The sequence below is a fragment of the Hydrocarboniphaga daqingensis genome (assembly GCF_900129825.1).
Classification (GTDB): domain Bacteria; phylum Pseudomonadota; class Gammaproteobacteria; order Nevskiales; family Nevskiaceae; genus Hydrocarboniphaga; species Hydrocarboniphaga daqingensis.
Map to the genome: position 1 here is coordinate 275,804 of NZ_FQWZ01000005.1, position 14,792 is coordinate 290,595.

The window sequence follows — 14,792 nt, forward strand, 5'->3', positions numbered from 1 at the left end:
TGGCGAGGGCATCTGGGTACCGGTTGCGATGTGGCGATGGCGCCTCAACAGCGGCCCCGCTACACCGGCACACGCCGCCGGCGGCGGTCTCTGAACTCAGACTGAGGCGGCTGCCTTGGACTGGTGAGCCTGGTGCTGCTCACGGGCGGCCTTCACGAAGCCTTCGAACAGCGGATGACCATCGCGCGGCGTCGATGTGAACTCCGGGTGGAACTGGCAAGCAACGAACCACGGATGGTCGGACAGCTCGATCATCTCGACCAGTTCTTCGTTCTCGGATACGCCGACGATCGCCAAACCCTTGCCGGTCAGCTGGTCGCGGTAGTTGTTGTTGAACTCGTACCGATGCCGATGACGCTCGGCGATGACTTCGGCGTTGTACAGCGCGCGCGACCGGCTGCCACTGCGCAGGCGGCAGTTCTGAATGCCAAGACGCATCGTGCCGCCGAGATCGGACTTCTCGGTGCGGCGCTCGACCTTGCCGGTCTTGTCGATCCACTCGGTCACCAAACCGATCACCGGATGGGCGCTCGACGGGTTGAACTCGGTCGAATGCGCGCCGGTCAGGCCGCAGACATTGCGTGCATATTCGATGACGGCAACCTGCATGCCCAGGCAGATGCCCAAGTAGGGGATCTTGTTCTCGCGGGCGTAGCGCGCCGCCAGAATCTTGCCTTCGATACCGCGTTCGCCGAAGCCGCCCGGTACCAGGATCGCGTCATTACCCTGCAGCACGCGAGTGCCCTGCTGCTCAAGGGTTTCGGATTCGATGTAGCGGATGCGAACGCGGGTGTGCGTGTGCAGGCCGGCGTGGTACAGCGCCTCGTTCAGCGACTTGTAGGCGTCCGCCAGGTCGACGTATTTACCGACCATCGCGATGCTGACTTCGGCATCTTGCTGCTCGCGCGCCTCAACGACGCGCTCCCAGCTCGACAGGTCGGCGCGCCGGGCGTCGAGGCCGAAGTGCTGCACGACCAGATCGTCCATGCCCTGCTGATGCAGCCAGGCGGGAATCTTGTAGATGTCGTCGAGGTCGATCGCCGAAATCACCGCGTTGTACGGCACGTTGGTGAACAGCGCGATCTTTCGCTTTTCCGAATCCGGCAGTGCCTTTTCGGAACGGCAGACCAGCAGGTCGGGCTGGATGCCGATGCCGCGCAGTTCCTTGACCGAGTGCTGGGTCGGCTTGGTCTTCAACTCGCCGGATGCCTTGACGAACGGAACCAGCGTCAAATGCATGTACATCGCGTTTTCGCGACCCAGCTCGAAGCCCATCTGACGGATCGCTTCGAGGAACGGCAGCGACTCGATGTCACCGACGGTACCGCCGATCTCGACCATGCAGATGTCGGCGCCTTCGGCACCCTTGCGGATGTTGGCCTGGATCTCGTCGGTGATGTGCGGAATCACCTGGACCGTGCGGCCCAAGTATTCGCCGCGACGCTCCTTTTCGAGCACGTTGCGGTAGATCTGGCCGGTGGTCACGTTCGAGTGGCGCGTGGTCTTGCCACGCAGGAAGCGCTCGTAGTGGCCCAAGTCGAGGTCGGTCTCGGCGCCGTCTTCGGTGACGAACACTTCACCGTGCTGGAACGGGCTCATCGTGCCCGCGTCGACGTTGATGTACGGATCGAGCTTGATCATCCGTACCTTGAGGCCGCGGGACTCGAGGATGGCGGCCAGCGAGGCGGCGGCGATGCCCTTTCCGAGCGAGGACACCACGCCACCGGTCACGAAAATAAAACGCGTCGAACTCACGCTGGGCATGAGGAATTTAGTCAGGGGGTTTCCGCGATTTTACGGCATGGGGCGCGCCCCCGCCATGACGGCGAGGGTCGCGCCCTACCCGCGCGCCGGGTTTAGCCGGGCAGCTGGTGATCGCGGAACTGTTCGCGCAACTTCAGCTTTTGCACCTTGCCGGTGGCGGTATGCGGCAGCTCGTCGACGAAGGCGACATCGTCCGGCGTCCACCATTTGGCGATACGTCCGTCGTAATGCGCGATCAACTCGGCAGCGCTGACGTCTTGGCCCGGCCGCTTGACGACGACCAGCAGCGGCCGCTCGTCCCACTTCGGATGGGCAACGCCGATCACGGCGGCCTCGGCGATCGCCGGATGGCTCATCGCGATGTTTTCCAGGTCGATCGAGCTGATCCACTCGCCGCCGGACTTGATCACGTCCTTGGACCGGTCGGTGATGCCGATGAAACCGTCCGGATCCATCGTCGCGACGTCGCCGGTTGGGAACCAGCCGTCGACCAGCGGGCTGGCGTCGACCTTGTAGTAGCGGTCGATCACCCATGGGCCGCGCACCAGCAAGTCACCGAACGCGACGCCGTCATGCGGCAACTCCTTGCCGTCGCCATCGATGATCTTGGCCTCGACACCGAAGACCAGCCGGCCGGCTTTCAGCTCCACCGCCTTGCGCTGAGCCTCCGGCAGATCCAGATGCTTTTTCTTCAGCGAATTGACCGCGCCCAGCGGCGACATTTCGGTCATACCCCAGCCCGGCTGCAGCTTGACGCCCAGTTCGCGCTCGAACGCGTCAAACAGCGCAGGCGGGCAAGCCGAGCCGCCGACCAGGCAGCGCTGCAGTGCCGGCAGCTTGATGGCGTGCTCACGCACATGATTGATCATGCCGAGCCATACAGTCGGCACGCCCGCCGAGAAGGTCACGCCCTCATTGGCGAACATCTCGCACAAGCTGGCGCCATCGAGCGCAGCACCCGGCAGCACCAGCTTGAAGCCAACCAGCGGCGCCGTATATGGGATGCCCCAGGCGTTGACATGGAACATCGGCACGATCGGCAGCACGACATCACGGGCCGATACGTTCATCACGTCGGGCAGCGCCGAGCTGAAGGCGTGCAGTACCGTGGAGCGGTGTGAGTACAGCGCGCCCTTGGGATTGCCGGTCGTACCCGAGGTGTAGCAAAGGCAGGCCGCATCGCGCTCATCAAGGTCGGGCCAGACGTAGTCGTCGCTCTGTTCGTTGATCAGGTCCTCGTAGCAGACCAGATTCGGAATCGCTTGCGACGGCCGGTGAGCTGCATCGGTCATCGCCACCCAGGTCTGCACGACCGGGCACAGCGGGGCGATCTTCTCGACCAGCGGCGCCAAGTTGATATCGAAGAACAGCACACGGTCTTCGGCGTGGTTGATGATCCAGGCGATCTGCTCCGGAAACAGCCGTGGGTTGATCGTGTGGATCACGGCGCCGGCGCCGCTGATTGCGTAGTACAACTCCAGATGGCGATAGCCGTTCCAAGCCAGCGTGCCGATGCGGTCGCCCTTCTGCATGCCGCGCTGCGTCAGCGCATTGGCCATCTGGCGCGCGCGCGTGCCGATCTGCTGCCAGTTGCTGCGGTGAAAACGCGCAGCGCCCTCGGCAGGCTCGACGCGCCGACTGACGATCTCGGTGTCGGCATGGCAGTTTTCCGCGTGCTTCAACAGGCCGCTGATCAACAGCGCCTGTTCCATCATCTGTCCTCTCATCTATGCAAGCTCCTCGTCGTCTTTTGTTGTGCAGTCCGTTGCGTTGTTATAGATCGGGACCGCTCACCACGTCGGTCTCCGAATCTCCATCAGTCTTCCAGCGTAGCCGCTGGTACAGCGAGTCTGCGCCACCCATGCCCGACAGCGCACCAACCCACCTTAGCTCGCCCGCTTCGAACACCAGCGGCGTGCGGCGGCGACGCCATGGCGGGACGCCCTGCTCTTGATACAGATTTTTCAGCGAGCGGTGCGGGCCGTCGGGTCGGGCTTTGATTTTTTCGCCACCGCGGGCGAAACGGACGCAGAGTGACCGGGGTACTGCATCGGCCGGTGCCTCCAGGGCGCCGCAGCCTTCGGGCAGCGCCAAGCTGCCGGTTCCGTCCCAGGTACTCGACCAATCCGATGGCTCGGGCGGCAACGGCGACAGCAGCCATAGCTGGCTTCGATAGCGTCGCAATTCGGCACCGGGCCACGTCAGCAGCGGCTGTGCGTCGTCGGCCGCACTGAGAAGGCTGTCGATCTGCTCGATCGCGCGGTGTGGCGGTGTCGGCAAGCCCGCCTGTTCGATCCGCATCCGCAACAGATTGGCACGTCGGGCGGGCGACAAGGCGGCCAGCGCGGCGCAGTCCAGGGTCCGTTCACCGCGGTTGCAGGTCGCATCGTCGATCCGTGCCAGCTCGTCGAGCAGGCTGCGGCTGTCTGCCGACCAGTGAGCACTGCGGGCCAGGCTGCGCGCGGCACTCGGCCAACGCTGATGCAGCAGCGGCATGACCTGCGTGCGCAGCCAGGACCGCTCGTAGCGCGGATGCTGGTTGTGCGGGTCGTCGACCCAGCCTAAGCGCTCCGACGCTGCGTACCTCGCGAGCGCCGGTCGGTCGAAAGCCAGCAGCGGCCGCCATAACCAACCCGGCGAACACGGCTGTAAGGCCGACATCGCAGCCAGGCCACGCGTGCCCGCACCCCGCAAGGCCCGCATCAGAAACGTCTCGGCCTGATCGTCCAGATGGTGCGCGGTCACCAGCACGTCGCCCGGCTGCATCGCGCTCTGCAAGGCTTGGTAACGAGCGTAACGCGCTGCCGCCTCGGGGCCGGCAGCGTCGTGCGGGGCCACGTCAACCCGCAAGACCTGCAGCGGTATGTCGAGATGGGCGGCTTGCTCCATGCAATGTCGCACCCAGTCGTCCGCTGCCGCTTGCAGCCCATGGTGCACATGCAAGGCTTGCAACTGACCTGGCACGCCGGTCAACCGCTGGCGTCGATGCAGCGCGTGGAGCAGCACGGTCGAGTCGAGCCCGCCGCTGAAGGCGACGCACCAGCGTCCCGACTGCGATGCGGGCAATACGCTGTCGTCGATCAATGCCGGGGCGAAGTCCATCGGTGCATCATAAGCGGCGGCGATTTGCCGTACCGCCCGACCACAGGATTCCGATCGTGACGAAGCCAATGAGCGCGCTGCTCCGCGCACAGCGCCCATGGTGGTACCGACTGCTGGGAACCGTCGCCTTGTTCGGATCAGGGCTCGTCTGGAGCCCAGGCGTGCTGTCGGCCGACCGACCGATGGCCGTTTGGTATTACGCAGATTGGTGCATGAACTGCAAGCTAATTTCGCCGAAGATCGCCGCCGTCCAGCCCGACTACGAAGCACGCGTGGACTTCGTCAAACTCGACGTCACCGACGCTGCTGGCAAAGCGCATTCACAACAACGTGCACGCGAGCTGGGCATCCTGTCGCTGTACATGGACAACACGGCAACCGGTTGGCTGGCCCTGGTTGACCGCAACGGTCGGCAGGTCGGCGAACTGCGTCAGCAGATGACCTTGGAACAGATGCGCGGCGCACTGGACCGGCTTGCGCCGCCCCAGTGACCGCGATCGCGACCCGGTATCAGTGTTTGGTTTCGTAGGCGCCGTAGGACATCAAACGCTGATAGCGGTCGGCCAGCAGCTTGGTCATCGGCTGCGCCCGCAGACGCTCCAGATTGGCGACGAGGCGGTTTTTGACCGAAGCCATCGTCGTCGTGTAGTCGCGATGCGCGCCACCCAGCGGCTCCGGAATAATTTCGTCGATCAGCTTGAACTCGTAGAGGTCCTTGGCCGTCATCCGCATGGCTTCCGCCGCTTCGGATGCACGCGAGGCGCTCTTAAACAGGATCGACGCGCAGCCTTCCGGCGAAATCACCGAGTAGATGCTGTGCTGCAGCATCATCACGTGGTCGGCCACACCGATCGCCAGCGCGCCACCTGATCCACCTTCGCCGGTCACCGTGGCCAGCACCGGCGTCCGCAGCTTGGATAGCTCGAACAGATTGCGAGCGATGGCCTCGGACTGGTTGCGCTCCTCGGCGCTGATGCCGGGGAACGCTCCCGGAGTGTCGATGAACGTGATCACCGGCAGGTTGAAACGCTCGGCCATCTGCATCAGGCGCAGTGCCTTGCGGTAGCCCTCGGGCATCGGCATGCCGAAGTTGCGGTAGACGCGCTCTTTGGCGTCGCGTCCCTTCTGCTGACCGATGACCATCACGGCGCGGCCATCGAGCCTGGCCATGCCGCCGACGATCGCCGGGTCATCCATGTAGTGCCGGTCGCCGTGCAGTTCCTCGAATTCGGTGAACAGGGTCTTGATGTAGTCCAGCGCGTAGGGGCGCTGAGGATGCCGCGCCAGCTGGGCCACCTGCCAGGGGTTGAGCTGGCTGAAAATACGCCGGGTCAGCTCCTCGCTCTTGGACTGGAGGCGGGAGATTTCTTCGGTCAGGTTGACTTCGCTACCAGCGGTGGCGAAGCGCAGCTCTTCGATCTTCTGCTGCAGATCGGCTATCGGCTGTTCGAAATCCAGGTAGTTCAGATTCATGCGGCCATCACTCGGGTCGTTCGGTTTTACTCGTCATCGGCAGCGGCGCCGGCGAAGCTGCGACTGCTGTCGAAGCGACGCTCGGGTACCGGCGCGATGTAGCGCTTGTAACTGACTTTAACGCAATCCAAGCCCAGCAGCTTCTGCAAGGGCTCCAGGCTGCCCGGCTCGACCCGGACCCGCCAGTCGGCGGCAAAATCGAGCACGGTTCGCGCCCGCATGTTGGCATATTCGACCGTCACCGCGGCACCGCGATCACTGCGGAACGGCGTCAGCATTTTGCGCATTTCGATCACGTCGCGGGCGCTCCGATTGAAACTGAGCGTCAGGCGCGTGGCGTAATCGTTCATCAACTGGGCCGGCGAGTAGAACTCGGGGTTGTACATCCTCGGCTCGGGCTCACGCCCCTCCTTGCCGGGCGACAGACCGATCTCGGCCACCACGAAAATCAGGCTGTCGACCTTGACGATGTTCTGGAAGCGCGCCCACTTGTCGGCGTCGATCCAGGTCGACAACTGGGCACTGCGATCGTCGAGCGTCACTTTGTAGCTGGCACGACTGAACTTGCCGTCGCCCTTGAAGAAGCGCAGGTCGGTGACCCAGGCGCCGAACAGGCATTTGGTGCGCGGTTGCCACTGGGTCTTGCCTTCGGCGTTGACCGGTGCGGGCTGCGCATGAAGGTGGATCAGCTCGCGCATCGTGCCTGAGCAGACCGGGCCGATCACGTCCTGCCAGGCTTCGATCGGATGGCCGCTCAGGTAGAAACCCAGCGTCTCGCGCTCGCGATTGAGCAACTCGTGCTGCGACCAATCCGGCAACTGCTCGGCCTGCACCTGATCCTGTACCGCGGTACCGGCGTCGCCCAGCCCGAACAAGTCGAAAATACCGGAGCTTTCACTTTGCGCGGCTTTCTCGGCGATCTGCAGCGCTTTGGGCAACGTGGCCATCAGCGACGGCCGATTCAAGCCGAAGTCGTCAAGCGCGCCCGAGCAGATCAGCGCTTCGAGCACTCGCTTGTTGGCGCGCTTGATATCGATGCGACTGCAAAAGTCGAACAGATCGGTGAACGGTCCGCGGGCCGCGCGCTCCGCGAGAATACCCTCGACCGCGCCCTCGCCCACGCCCTTGATCGCGCCCAGGCCATAGGCAATTTCACCAGGTGCCGGCACCGTGAAGCGCAGAAAGCTGCGATTGATATGCGGCGGATGCACGGTCAGCTTCATCCGCCGGCATTCATCGAGCATCGTCACGACGGTATCGGTGTGGTCCATTTCGCAGGACAGCACCGCCGCCATGAACTCAGCCGGATAATGTGTCTTGAGCCATGCGGTCTGGTAACTGACCAGCGCGTAGGCGGCCGCATGCGACTTGTTGAAGCCGTAGTTGGCGAACTTCTCCATCAGATCGAAGACTTCGGTGGCGACGGCTTCGTCGATACCATTCTTCTTCGAGCCCTCGGTGAAGATCGCGCGCTGCTGCGCCATCTCATCGGCTTTCTTCTTGCCCATCGCGCGCCGCAGCAGGTCGGCGCCGCCGAGCGTGTAGCCGGCTAGGCGCTGCGACATCTGCATCACCTGCTCCTGGTAGACGAAGATGCCGTAAGTCGGCTGCAGCACCGTCTCCATCAACGGGTGCGCATACTTCACCTCGCTGTCGCCGCGCTTGCGCGCGCAGTACTCCGGGATCAGGTCCATCGGCCCGGGACGATACAGCGACACCAGCGCGATGATGTCCTCGAACGTGTCGGGCTTGAGGTCGCGCGAGGCCTTCTGCATGCCCGGCGATTCCATCTGGAACACGGCGGTCGTGTCGCCGCTGGCATACAGCTGGTAAGTGCGCGCATCCGTCAGCGGCAGCTTGAGGACGTCGAGCTTTTCTTGCCGGCTCTTTTCAATGTTGTCGACCGCCTCCTGAATCACCGTCAGCGTCTTCAGGCCAAGGAAGTCGAACTTGACCAAGCCGATGGACTCAAGGTCTTTCATGTCGAACTGCGTGCGCATGCCGGCGCCGCCGGGTTCGCACAGCAGCGGCGCATATTCGGTCAACGGCCGCGGCGCGATGACCACACCGCCGGCATGCACGCCGACGCCGCGGGTCACGCCTTCCAGTTCCAGTGCCAGATCGAGCACCGCGCGCACGTCTTCTTCCGAGTCGTACGCCGCTTTCAGCTCGGGGATTTCATCGACCGCATCCGCCAGCGTCGCGCCTGGCGTACCGGGAATCAGCTTGGCCAAGCGGTCGCCGAAGCCGTAGCCGTGACCGAGCACGCGGGTCACGTCGCGGACGACGCCGCGCGCGGCCATCGTCGCGTAGGTAATGATCTGTCCGACGCGCTCGCGGCCGTACTTGCGGCCGACGTACTCGATCACGCGGTCGCGATTGTCCATGCAAAAGTCGATGTCGAAGTCCGGCATCGATACGCGCTCGGGATTCAGGAAGCGCTCGAACAGCAGGTTGTACGGCAACGGGTCCAGGTCGGTGACACCAATCGAGTACGCCACCAGCGATCCAGCGCCGGAACCACGCCCCGGCCCGACAGGGCAGCCATTGGCCTTGGCCCACTGGATGAAGTCCGCCACCACCAGAAAGTAGCCTGGAAACTTCATCTTCTCGATGATGCCCAGCTCGTAGTCGAGCCGCTCGCGATACACCGATTCGGGCTGCGCCGGCGTGATCTGCTGCAGTCGCTTCGTCAGACCTTCATGCGCCTGCAGCTTGAGCCAGGAATTGGTGTCGTGGCCGTCGGGAACCGGATAGTCCGGCAGGTAATACGTGCCAAAGCTCAGCGACAGCGTGCAGCGTCGCGCGATCTGCAGCGTGTTGTCGATCGCCTCGGGAAGGTCGGCGAACAAGGCCAGCATTTCCTCGGTGCTTTTGACGTACTGCTCTTCGGTGTAGTCGCGCGGCCGCTTGTCGTCGTTGATCACGCGTCCTTGGGCGATGCAGACGCGCGCCTCGTGAGCGGCAAAATCCTTGCGGGCGATGAAGCGCGCGTCGTTGGTCGCCACCAGCGGCAGTTCGCGATGGCGCGCCAGCGCGACGGCCGCATCAACCCAGGCGTCATCGCCGGGACGGCCGCAGCGCGATATCTCCAGATACAACCGGCCCGGATACAGCAGCTTGAGCTCATTGATTGCCGCAAGCGCCGCGTCGACGTTGTCGGCAGCCGCAGCACGGAAGGCGGCGCCATCGCGGCCGGTCAGCGCGATCAGTCCCTCACTGGTCTCCGCTAGCCAGGCCCGTTCGACCAGCGGCGTACCACGCGCTTGGCCTTCGGTGTAACCACGCGATAGCAACCGTGTCAGGTTGCGGTAGCCGGCGTCGTTCTGCACCAACAAGGTAATGCGCTCGTGGCCATCACCTTTGGCGCGCTCGGCGATCCAGACGTCGGCACCGACGATCGGCTTGATGCCAGCCGCTTCGGCCGCCTTGTACACCTTGACCATCGCGAACAGATTCATCCGGTCAGTCAGCGCGACCGCTGGCTGACGGTGTGCGGCCACCGCTTGGGTCAGCGTCGCACCGCTACCGCCGCCTTTGCGCTTGGGCGGTTCGACGCGAATGATGGAGTCGGTCAGCGAATACTCGCTGTGCAGACGCAGATGAACGAAGTCGCGCGGCGAGTTCGGGTTCATGCGGTCACATCCGCCGATAGCGGCAGCGCGCTGTCGAACAAGCTGGGTTGGCACGGCGCAAATCCGAGCCGGTGCAAGGGGCTGAGCCCAAGCCGCCGCAACGCGCTCAAATGATCCGGCGTGCCGTACCCCTTGTGCCGGGCAAACCCGTAGCCGGGATATTCCACGTCGAGCCGCTGCATTTCACGGTCGCGCGCAACCTTGGCCAGGATCGACGCGGCCATGATCGCCGCATGTAGACCGTCGCCGCCGACCACGGCTTGCCCAGGGCATGGCAAGTCGCGCGGCAGGCGATTGCCGTCGATCAGGCAAAGCTGCGGTGTCGGCTGCAGTTGCGAAACGGCGCGCTGCATCGCCAGCATCGAGGCATGCAGAATGTTCAGCGTTTCGATCTCATGCAACTCGGCACGAGCGATCGCAAAGGCGCGCGCGCGACGCTGGATCTTGTCGAACAGAGCGTCTCGCTCCGCCGCTTTGAGTTTTTTGGAATCCTCGAGCCCGCGAATGCCGTGTCCGGGATCGAGTATTACCGCCGCTGCATAGACCGGCCCCGCTAAGCAGCCTCGCCCTGCCTCGTCGACACCGGCAACCAGCGACACAGGATACGAAGACGGTTGGATTCGGCGTTTCATCGGCCGTCTGATTTTAGGCGCTTGCGCGCAATGTCACAGTCTTGACAGCTCGATCGCCTGCAACGGCGCTCGATCAACCAGGCGGCAGCAGCTCGGTGATCGCCTGCGCTGCCGCCGCGCCGGCATCGCGCCGAAGCTCGGCGCGCACGGCGTCGAACTGTCGCAGCTGGCGCTGGCGCGCATCCGTGTCGCGCAGCAGCGGCAGCAGGGCCGCGCCGAGCGCCGCCGGCGTCGCGGCCTGCTGAAGCAACTCCGGCACGCACGGGTCGGCGCTCAGCAGGTTCGGCAAGCTGACGTAGCGGGTCTTCAGCAGCCCCGCGTTGAGCATCAGCCACGCGGTCAGCGGCGAACCCTTGTACGCGACCACCATCGGCCGCCCGAGCAACAGGCATTCCAGCGTCGCCGTACCCGACGCGAGCAACACGGCATCGGCGGCGCGCATTACATCGCGCGACTGACCATCGACCACGGTCCAGTCGAGCTGCGGAGCATGCGTTGCGATGGCCTCCGCAAAACGGGCCCGCAGTGCCGGCTTGGCAATCGGCGTTATCAGCCGCAGCCCTGGAAGACGGACTCTGAGCCAGGCTGCCGCTTGCACGAATGTGTCCGACAGATACTCGATTTCACTGCCACGGCTTCCCGGCAGCACTGCCAACAGCGGGCCATCGGCGGTCAGGCCGAGCCGCGCGCGCGCTTGTGAGGGCAACACCGAATCATCCAGCTCGTTGGCCAGCGGATGCCCGATGTAGCGGGCCTGAAACCGCTGGCGACCACGGCCTGCCAGCGCGTGACGTCGGATCTCCGCGTCGTAGAACGCCGGTTCGAAAGGCAGCAGGCACAACAGCAGGTCCACGGCGCGAACGATGCCGCGGACACGACCGCGACGCCAAGCCCAAACCGATGGGCTGACCACCTGCACCGTGAGCAAGCCGCGATCCCGCAGCCGGCGTTCAAGACCCAGATTGAAGTCGGGCGCGTCGATGCCGATCACGATGTCCGGGCGTTCGCCGCCGGTGAGACGACGCAGAAGGTCGGCACGCAGCCGGAACAGGCGCGGCAAGGCGGGCAGCACTTCGGCGATCCCCATGACCGACAGCGCTTCGATCGATGCCAGAGGCCGACAGCCGGCCTGGACCATCGCAGGGCCGGCGACGCCATAGAACTCGGCATCAGGATGCAGCTCCTGGAGTCCGCGGATCAGCGCCGCGCCCAACAAGTCGCCAGACAATTCGCCGGCGATCAGCGCAAAGCGCAGCGGCGGCCTCGCCACGAGCAGGTCGCGATCAGCCGCGGGCGAGCGGGCGCTTGCCGGCGACGATGAAGTCGAGCATCTGCCGCGCATAGGCCGACGCCGGCGCGCGCTCGGCAAGCTCCGCTTTGACCTCGGCCATCAGCTTGCCCGAGCGATAGATCAGCTTGTAGAGCTGCTCGATCTCGGCGATGTCGTCGGAAGCAAAGCTGCGGCGGCGCAAGCCTTCCTTGTTGATGCTGCGCGGTTCGGCCGGATTGCCCTGCACCATCACATAGGGCGGGATATCACCGGCGACACCCGCCGAGAACGCCGTAAAGGCATGCGCGCCGATCCGGCAGAACTGGTACACCAGCGTATAGCCGCCAAGAATCACCCAGTCCTGAATCTCGACGTGGCCGGCCAGACTCGCGTTGTTGGCGAAGATCGTGTCGCTGCCGATCACGCAGTCGTGGGCCACGTGACAGTAATTCATCAGCAGGTTGCGATCACCAACGCGGGTTTCGCCGCGCTTGGTGTCGTACTCCTTCATCGTGCCGCGCTGAATCGTGACGAACTCGCGGATCACGTTGCCGTCGCCGATGACGACCGACGTCGGATCGTCGGCCTTTGCGGTTTTGTCCTGCGAAATCTCGCCGAGGCTGACGAACTGGAAGATTTGGTTGTCGCGACCAATGGTCATCGGCCCGGCCAGTACCGCATGCGGACCGATGACGGTATTCGCGCCGATGCACACGCCGTCGCCGATCACGCTGTACGGCCCTACGCGGACGCTGCTGTCGAGTTGCGCCTTGGCGCTGACGATCGCAGTCGGATGAATCAGCGGCTCGCTCACGTGACGATGGGCTCGCTGGTCGCGGCCGGCTTACGCGAGGTGTCTTTGAGTACGCACATCATCTCGGCCTCGGCCGCGAGCTCATTGCCGACCATTGCGCGCGTCGCAAACTTCCACAAATCGCGCTTGTGCTTGATCAATTCGCTGTGCAGCAGCACTTGGTCACCCGGCACGACGGGCCGCTTGAAGCGGCAACCGTCGATGCCTGCGAAGTACAGAATCAGCCCCGCATCAGGACGAAGGCCCGACTGCAAAACCGCCAAAATGCCGCTGACCTGGGCCAGCGCTTCAAGCATCAGCACGCCCGGCATCGTCGGCAGCGTCGGGAAATGCCCGGTGAAGAACTGTTCGTTGTAGGTGACGTTCTTCAAGCCGACGATCGACTTGCCCGGCTCCACTGACATGATCCGGTCGACCAGCAGAAAGGGATAGCGATGCGGCAGCATCCCCATGATGTCGTTGATGTCAAAGCTGCTCTTGTCCATCGTCCCCTTCATCCTGGGTCTTGATTCCGACCGTCTGTTCGACCCGGCGCACGCGGTCTTCAAGTTTACCGAGGCGCCGCACCCGCGCCACGGTCTTTCGCCACTCACGCGCGGGCGCAATCGGCAGGCCAGACCCGTAAACCCCTTTTTCGGTCAGCGACTGCGTCACCATCGCCCGGCCGAGCACGACCACGTCGTCGGCGATCTGGATGTGGCCGTTGATTCCGACCGCGCCGCCAATCATGCAGCGCGCGCCGACCGTGGTGCTGCCGGCAATGCCGGTACAAGCCGCGATCGCCGTGTGCTCGCCGATACGGCAGTTGTGGGCGATCATGATCAAGTTATCGAGGCGTACGCCGTTGGCGATCACGGTGTCGTCGATCGCGCCGCGATCGATCGTCGTATTGGCGCCGATCTCGACGTCGTCACCGACGACGACGCTGCCCAGTTGCGGCACTTCTTCCCAACCGCCGGGCCCCATCACGTTGCCGAAGCCGCGCGAGCCGATGACGGCGCCCGGCTGCACTTGGCAGCGCAAACCCAGTTGCACGCCCGCGTGGATGTAGACCCTCGCCTCAAGCCGTGAGCCGGCACCGATCTTCGCACCGGAACCCACGATGCAGGCGGGCCCGATGTAGCTGCCGGCACCGATGTCGGCACCGGCCTCGACAACCGCTTGCGGCCCGACATGCACGCCCTCGCCGATCGTGGCACCGGGATCGACACAGGCGCTGGCATGAATGCCGGCGCCGAAGTCACGATTGCGGTCGAACAGCCGGGCCACTTGAGCAAACGCCCGGTAAGGGTCCTTGGCAACAAGGCCAGGACCGGTCAAACCGGCGGCATCGCGCCGGCCGACGACGACGGCGCCGGCGCGGGTCTGAGCGAGTGCCGCACGATAGCGTGGGTTGGCTAGGAAGCCGATCCGCCCGGGAACGCCCGGTGACAGCGTACAAACCCCGTCGATCCGCGTATCGCCAGCACCGACGACTTCAAGTCCGAAACGCTCGGCCAGTTCGGCCAGCGTGTATGACATCGGTGAGGCCATCGTGCCGGGAACGCCGTTGAAGCGAACGGCTTACTTGCCGCTGCCGGTGGCCTGCAACTTCTTGAGCACGTCGTCGGTGATGTCGATGCCGGCGGTCGCGTAGACCGGATCCTGCAACACGACGTCGACGCCCTTTTCCTTGGCGACGGCAACGACCACTTCCTTGATCTTGGCCATCATGCTTTCGGTCAGCTCACGATCGCGCTTCTGGAAGTCTTCGCCGAACTGGCGCTGCTTGTAGTCGAAGTCGATCTTGCGCGTGTTCAGGTCCTTTTCCATCTTGGACCGGGCTTCGGCGCTCATCACGTCCTGCTCGCGCTTGAACTTCTGCAGATCTTCGCCGAGCTTCTTGGCTTCGGTTTCGAGGTCGCTCTTGCGCTTGTCGAACTCCGACTTCATCTGCACCTGGCCCTGCTTGAACTGCGGGGAGTTCTGCACCAGCTCGGCAGCGCGGATGGTGGCGAACTTGCCGCTCTGGGCATGGGCGGAACCGGCGGCCAGCATCAGGCCGGCGGCGAGCACAGAGGCGATCAGCTTGGAAACGTTATGCATAGCGGTCACAAATACTC

The 14,792-nt window shown here is 64.2% G+C and carries 12 protein-coding genes; 1 reads left to right on the forward strand and 11 read right to left on the reverse strand.

The genetic code is table 11. The features are described 5' to 3' along the window. Positions 1-96: 96 nt before the first annotated feature. The 3 genes from pyrG to tilS all read right to left on the reverse strand — a co-directional run bounded on the left by pyrG (position 97) and on the right by tilS (position 4,866). On the reverse strand, positions 97-1,764 hold the full coding sequence (gene pyrG / locus BUB09_RS11865; protein ID WP_072897938.1) for a CTP synthase: 1,668 nt from the start codon (positions 1,762-1,764) through the stop codon (positions 97-99). A gap of 92 nt (positions 1,765-1,856) precedes the next feature. Continuing rightward, positions 1,857-3,491, reverse strand: coding sequence for a 3-(methylthio)propionyl-CoA ligase (locus BUB09_RS11870; RefSeq protein WP_072897939.1), 1,635 nt, complete (start codon positions 3,489-3,491; stop codon positions 1,857-1,859). 46 nt (positions 3,492-3,537) lie between these two features. Then, the gene (gene tilS, locus BUB09_RS11875) at positions 3,538-4,866 is read right to left on the reverse strand and encodes a tRNA lysidine(34) synthetase TilS (protein WP_175550187.1); all 1,329 of its coding nucleotides are present in this window, start codon (positions 4,864-4,866) and stop codon (positions 3,538-3,540) included. Between the two features lie 68 nt (positions 4,867-4,934). On the opposite strand from tilS, the gene BUB09_RS11880 reads away from it, so the two are divergent. Beyond that, a complete protein-coding gene (locus BUB09_RS11880) occupies positions 4,935-5,357 on the forward strand; it encodes a thioredoxin family protein (RefSeq protein WP_072897940.1) in 423 nt (140 codons plus the stop codon). A 19-nt stretch (positions 5,358-5,376) separates the two neighbouring features. On the opposite strand, the gene BUB09_RS11885 is transcribed toward BUB09_RS11880, so the two are convergent. The 8 genes from BUB09_RS11885 to BUB09_RS11920 form a co-directional block, all read right to left on the reverse strand. Beyond that, positions 5,377-6,339 carry an acetyl-CoA carboxylase carboxyltransferase subunit alpha gene (locus BUB09_RS11885; RefSeq protein ID WP_072897941.1) on the reverse strand — a complete coding sequence of 321 codons (963 nt, stop codon included), beginning with the start codon at positions 6,337-6,339 and terminating at the stop codon, positions 5,377-5,379. A gap of 26 nt (positions 6,340-6,365) precedes the next feature. Beyond that, complete coding sequence (dnaE, locus tag BUB09_RS11890) at positions 6,366-9,974, reverse strand: DNA polymerase III subunit alpha (protein ID WP_072897942.1); 3,609 nt, start codon at positions 9,972-9,974, stop codon at positions 6,366-6,368. Continuing rightward, positions 9,971-10,606, reverse strand: a complete 636-nt coding sequence (gene rnhB / locus BUB09_RS11895) for a ribonuclease HII (protein WP_072897943.1) — start codon at positions 10,604-10,606, stop codon at positions 9,971-9,973. Before rnhB ends, dnaE begins: the two co-directional genes overlap by 4 nt. A gap of 73 nt (positions 10,607-10,679) precedes the next feature. Continuing rightward, positions 10,680-11,876 carry a lipid-A-disaccharide synthase gene (gene lpxB, locus BUB09_RS11900; RefSeq protein WP_072898038.1) on the reverse strand — a complete coding sequence of 399 codons (1,197 nt, stop codon included), beginning with the start codon at positions 11,874-11,876 and terminating at the stop codon, positions 10,680-10,682. A gap of 13 nt (positions 11,877-11,889) precedes the next feature. Further along, positions 11,890-12,690, reverse strand: a complete 801-nt coding sequence (gene lpxA, locus BUB09_RS11905) for an acyl-ACP--UDP-N-acetylglucosamine O-acyltransferase (protein WP_072897944.1) — start codon at positions 12,688-12,690, stop codon at positions 11,890-11,892. Continuing rightward, the gene (fabZ, locus tag BUB09_RS11910; protein ID WP_072897945.1) at positions 12,687-13,175 is read right to left on the reverse strand and encodes a 3-hydroxyacyl-ACP dehydratase FabZ; all 489 of its coding nucleotides are present in this window, start codon (positions 13,173-13,175) and stop codon (positions 12,687-12,689) included. Before fabZ ends, lpxA begins: the two co-directional genes overlap by 4 nt. After that, positions 13,156-14,211 carry a UDP-3-O-(3-hydroxymyristoyl)glucosamine N-acyltransferase gene (gene lpxD / locus BUB09_RS11915; protein ID WP_084083394.1) on the reverse strand — a complete coding sequence of 352 codons (1,056 nt, stop codon included), beginning with the start codon at positions 14,209-14,211 and terminating at the stop codon, positions 13,156-13,158. Before lpxD ends, fabZ begins: the two co-directional genes overlap by 20 nt. Positions 14,212-14,253: 42 nt before the next feature. Next, the gene (locus tag BUB09_RS11920; RefSeq protein WP_072897947.1) at positions 14,254-14,775 is read right to left on the reverse strand and encodes an OmpH/Skp family outer membrane protein; all 522 of its coding nucleotides are present in this window, start codon (positions 14,773-14,775) and stop codon (positions 14,254-14,256) included. Between the last annotated feature and the right edge of the window lie 17 nt (positions 14,776-14,792).

What these genes read in the sequence shown, in the direction of transcription:
- pyrG (WP_072897938.1), bottom strand. Translation starts at nt 1,764, where the DNA reads ATGCCCAGCGTGAGTTCGACGCGTTTTATTTTCGTGACCGGTGGCGTG.
- BUB09_RS11870 (WP_072897939.1), bottom strand. Translation starts at nt 3,491, where the DNA reads ATGAGAGGACAGATGATGGAACAGGCGCTGTTGATCAGCGGCCTGTTG.
- tilS (WP_175550187.1), bottom strand. Translation starts at nt 4,866, where the DNA reads ATGGACTTCGCCCCGGCATTGATCGACGACAGCGTATTGCCCGCATCG.
- BUB09_RS11880 (WP_072897940.1), top strand. Translation starts at nt 4,935, where the DNA reads ATGAGCGCGCTGCTCCGCGCACAGCGCCCATGGTGGTACCGACTGCTG.
- BUB09_RS11885 (WP_072897941.1), bottom strand. Translation starts at nt 6,339, where the DNA reads ATGAATCTGAACTACCTGGATTTCGAACAGCCGATAGCCGATCTGCAG.
- dnaE (WP_072897942.1), bottom strand. Translation starts at nt 9,974, where the DNA reads ATGAACCCGAACTCGCCGCGCGACTTCGTTCATCTGCGTCTGCACAGC.
- rnhB (WP_072897943.1), bottom strand. Translation starts at nt 10,606, where the DNA reads ATGAAACGCCGAATCCAACCGTCTTCGTATCCTGTGTCGCTGGTTGCC.
- fabZ (WP_072897945.1), bottom strand. Translation starts at nt 13,175, where the DNA reads ATGGACAAGAGCAGCTTTGACATCAACGACATCATGGGGATGCTGCCG.
- lpxD (WP_084083394.1), bottom strand. Translation starts at nt 14,211, where the DNA reads ATGTCATACACGCTGGCCGAACTGGCCGAGCGTTTCGGACTTGAAGTC.
- BUB09_RS11920 (WP_072897947.1), bottom strand. Translation starts at nt 14,775, where the DNA reads ATGCATAACGTTTCCAAGCTGATCGCCTCTGTGCTCGCCGCCGGCCTG.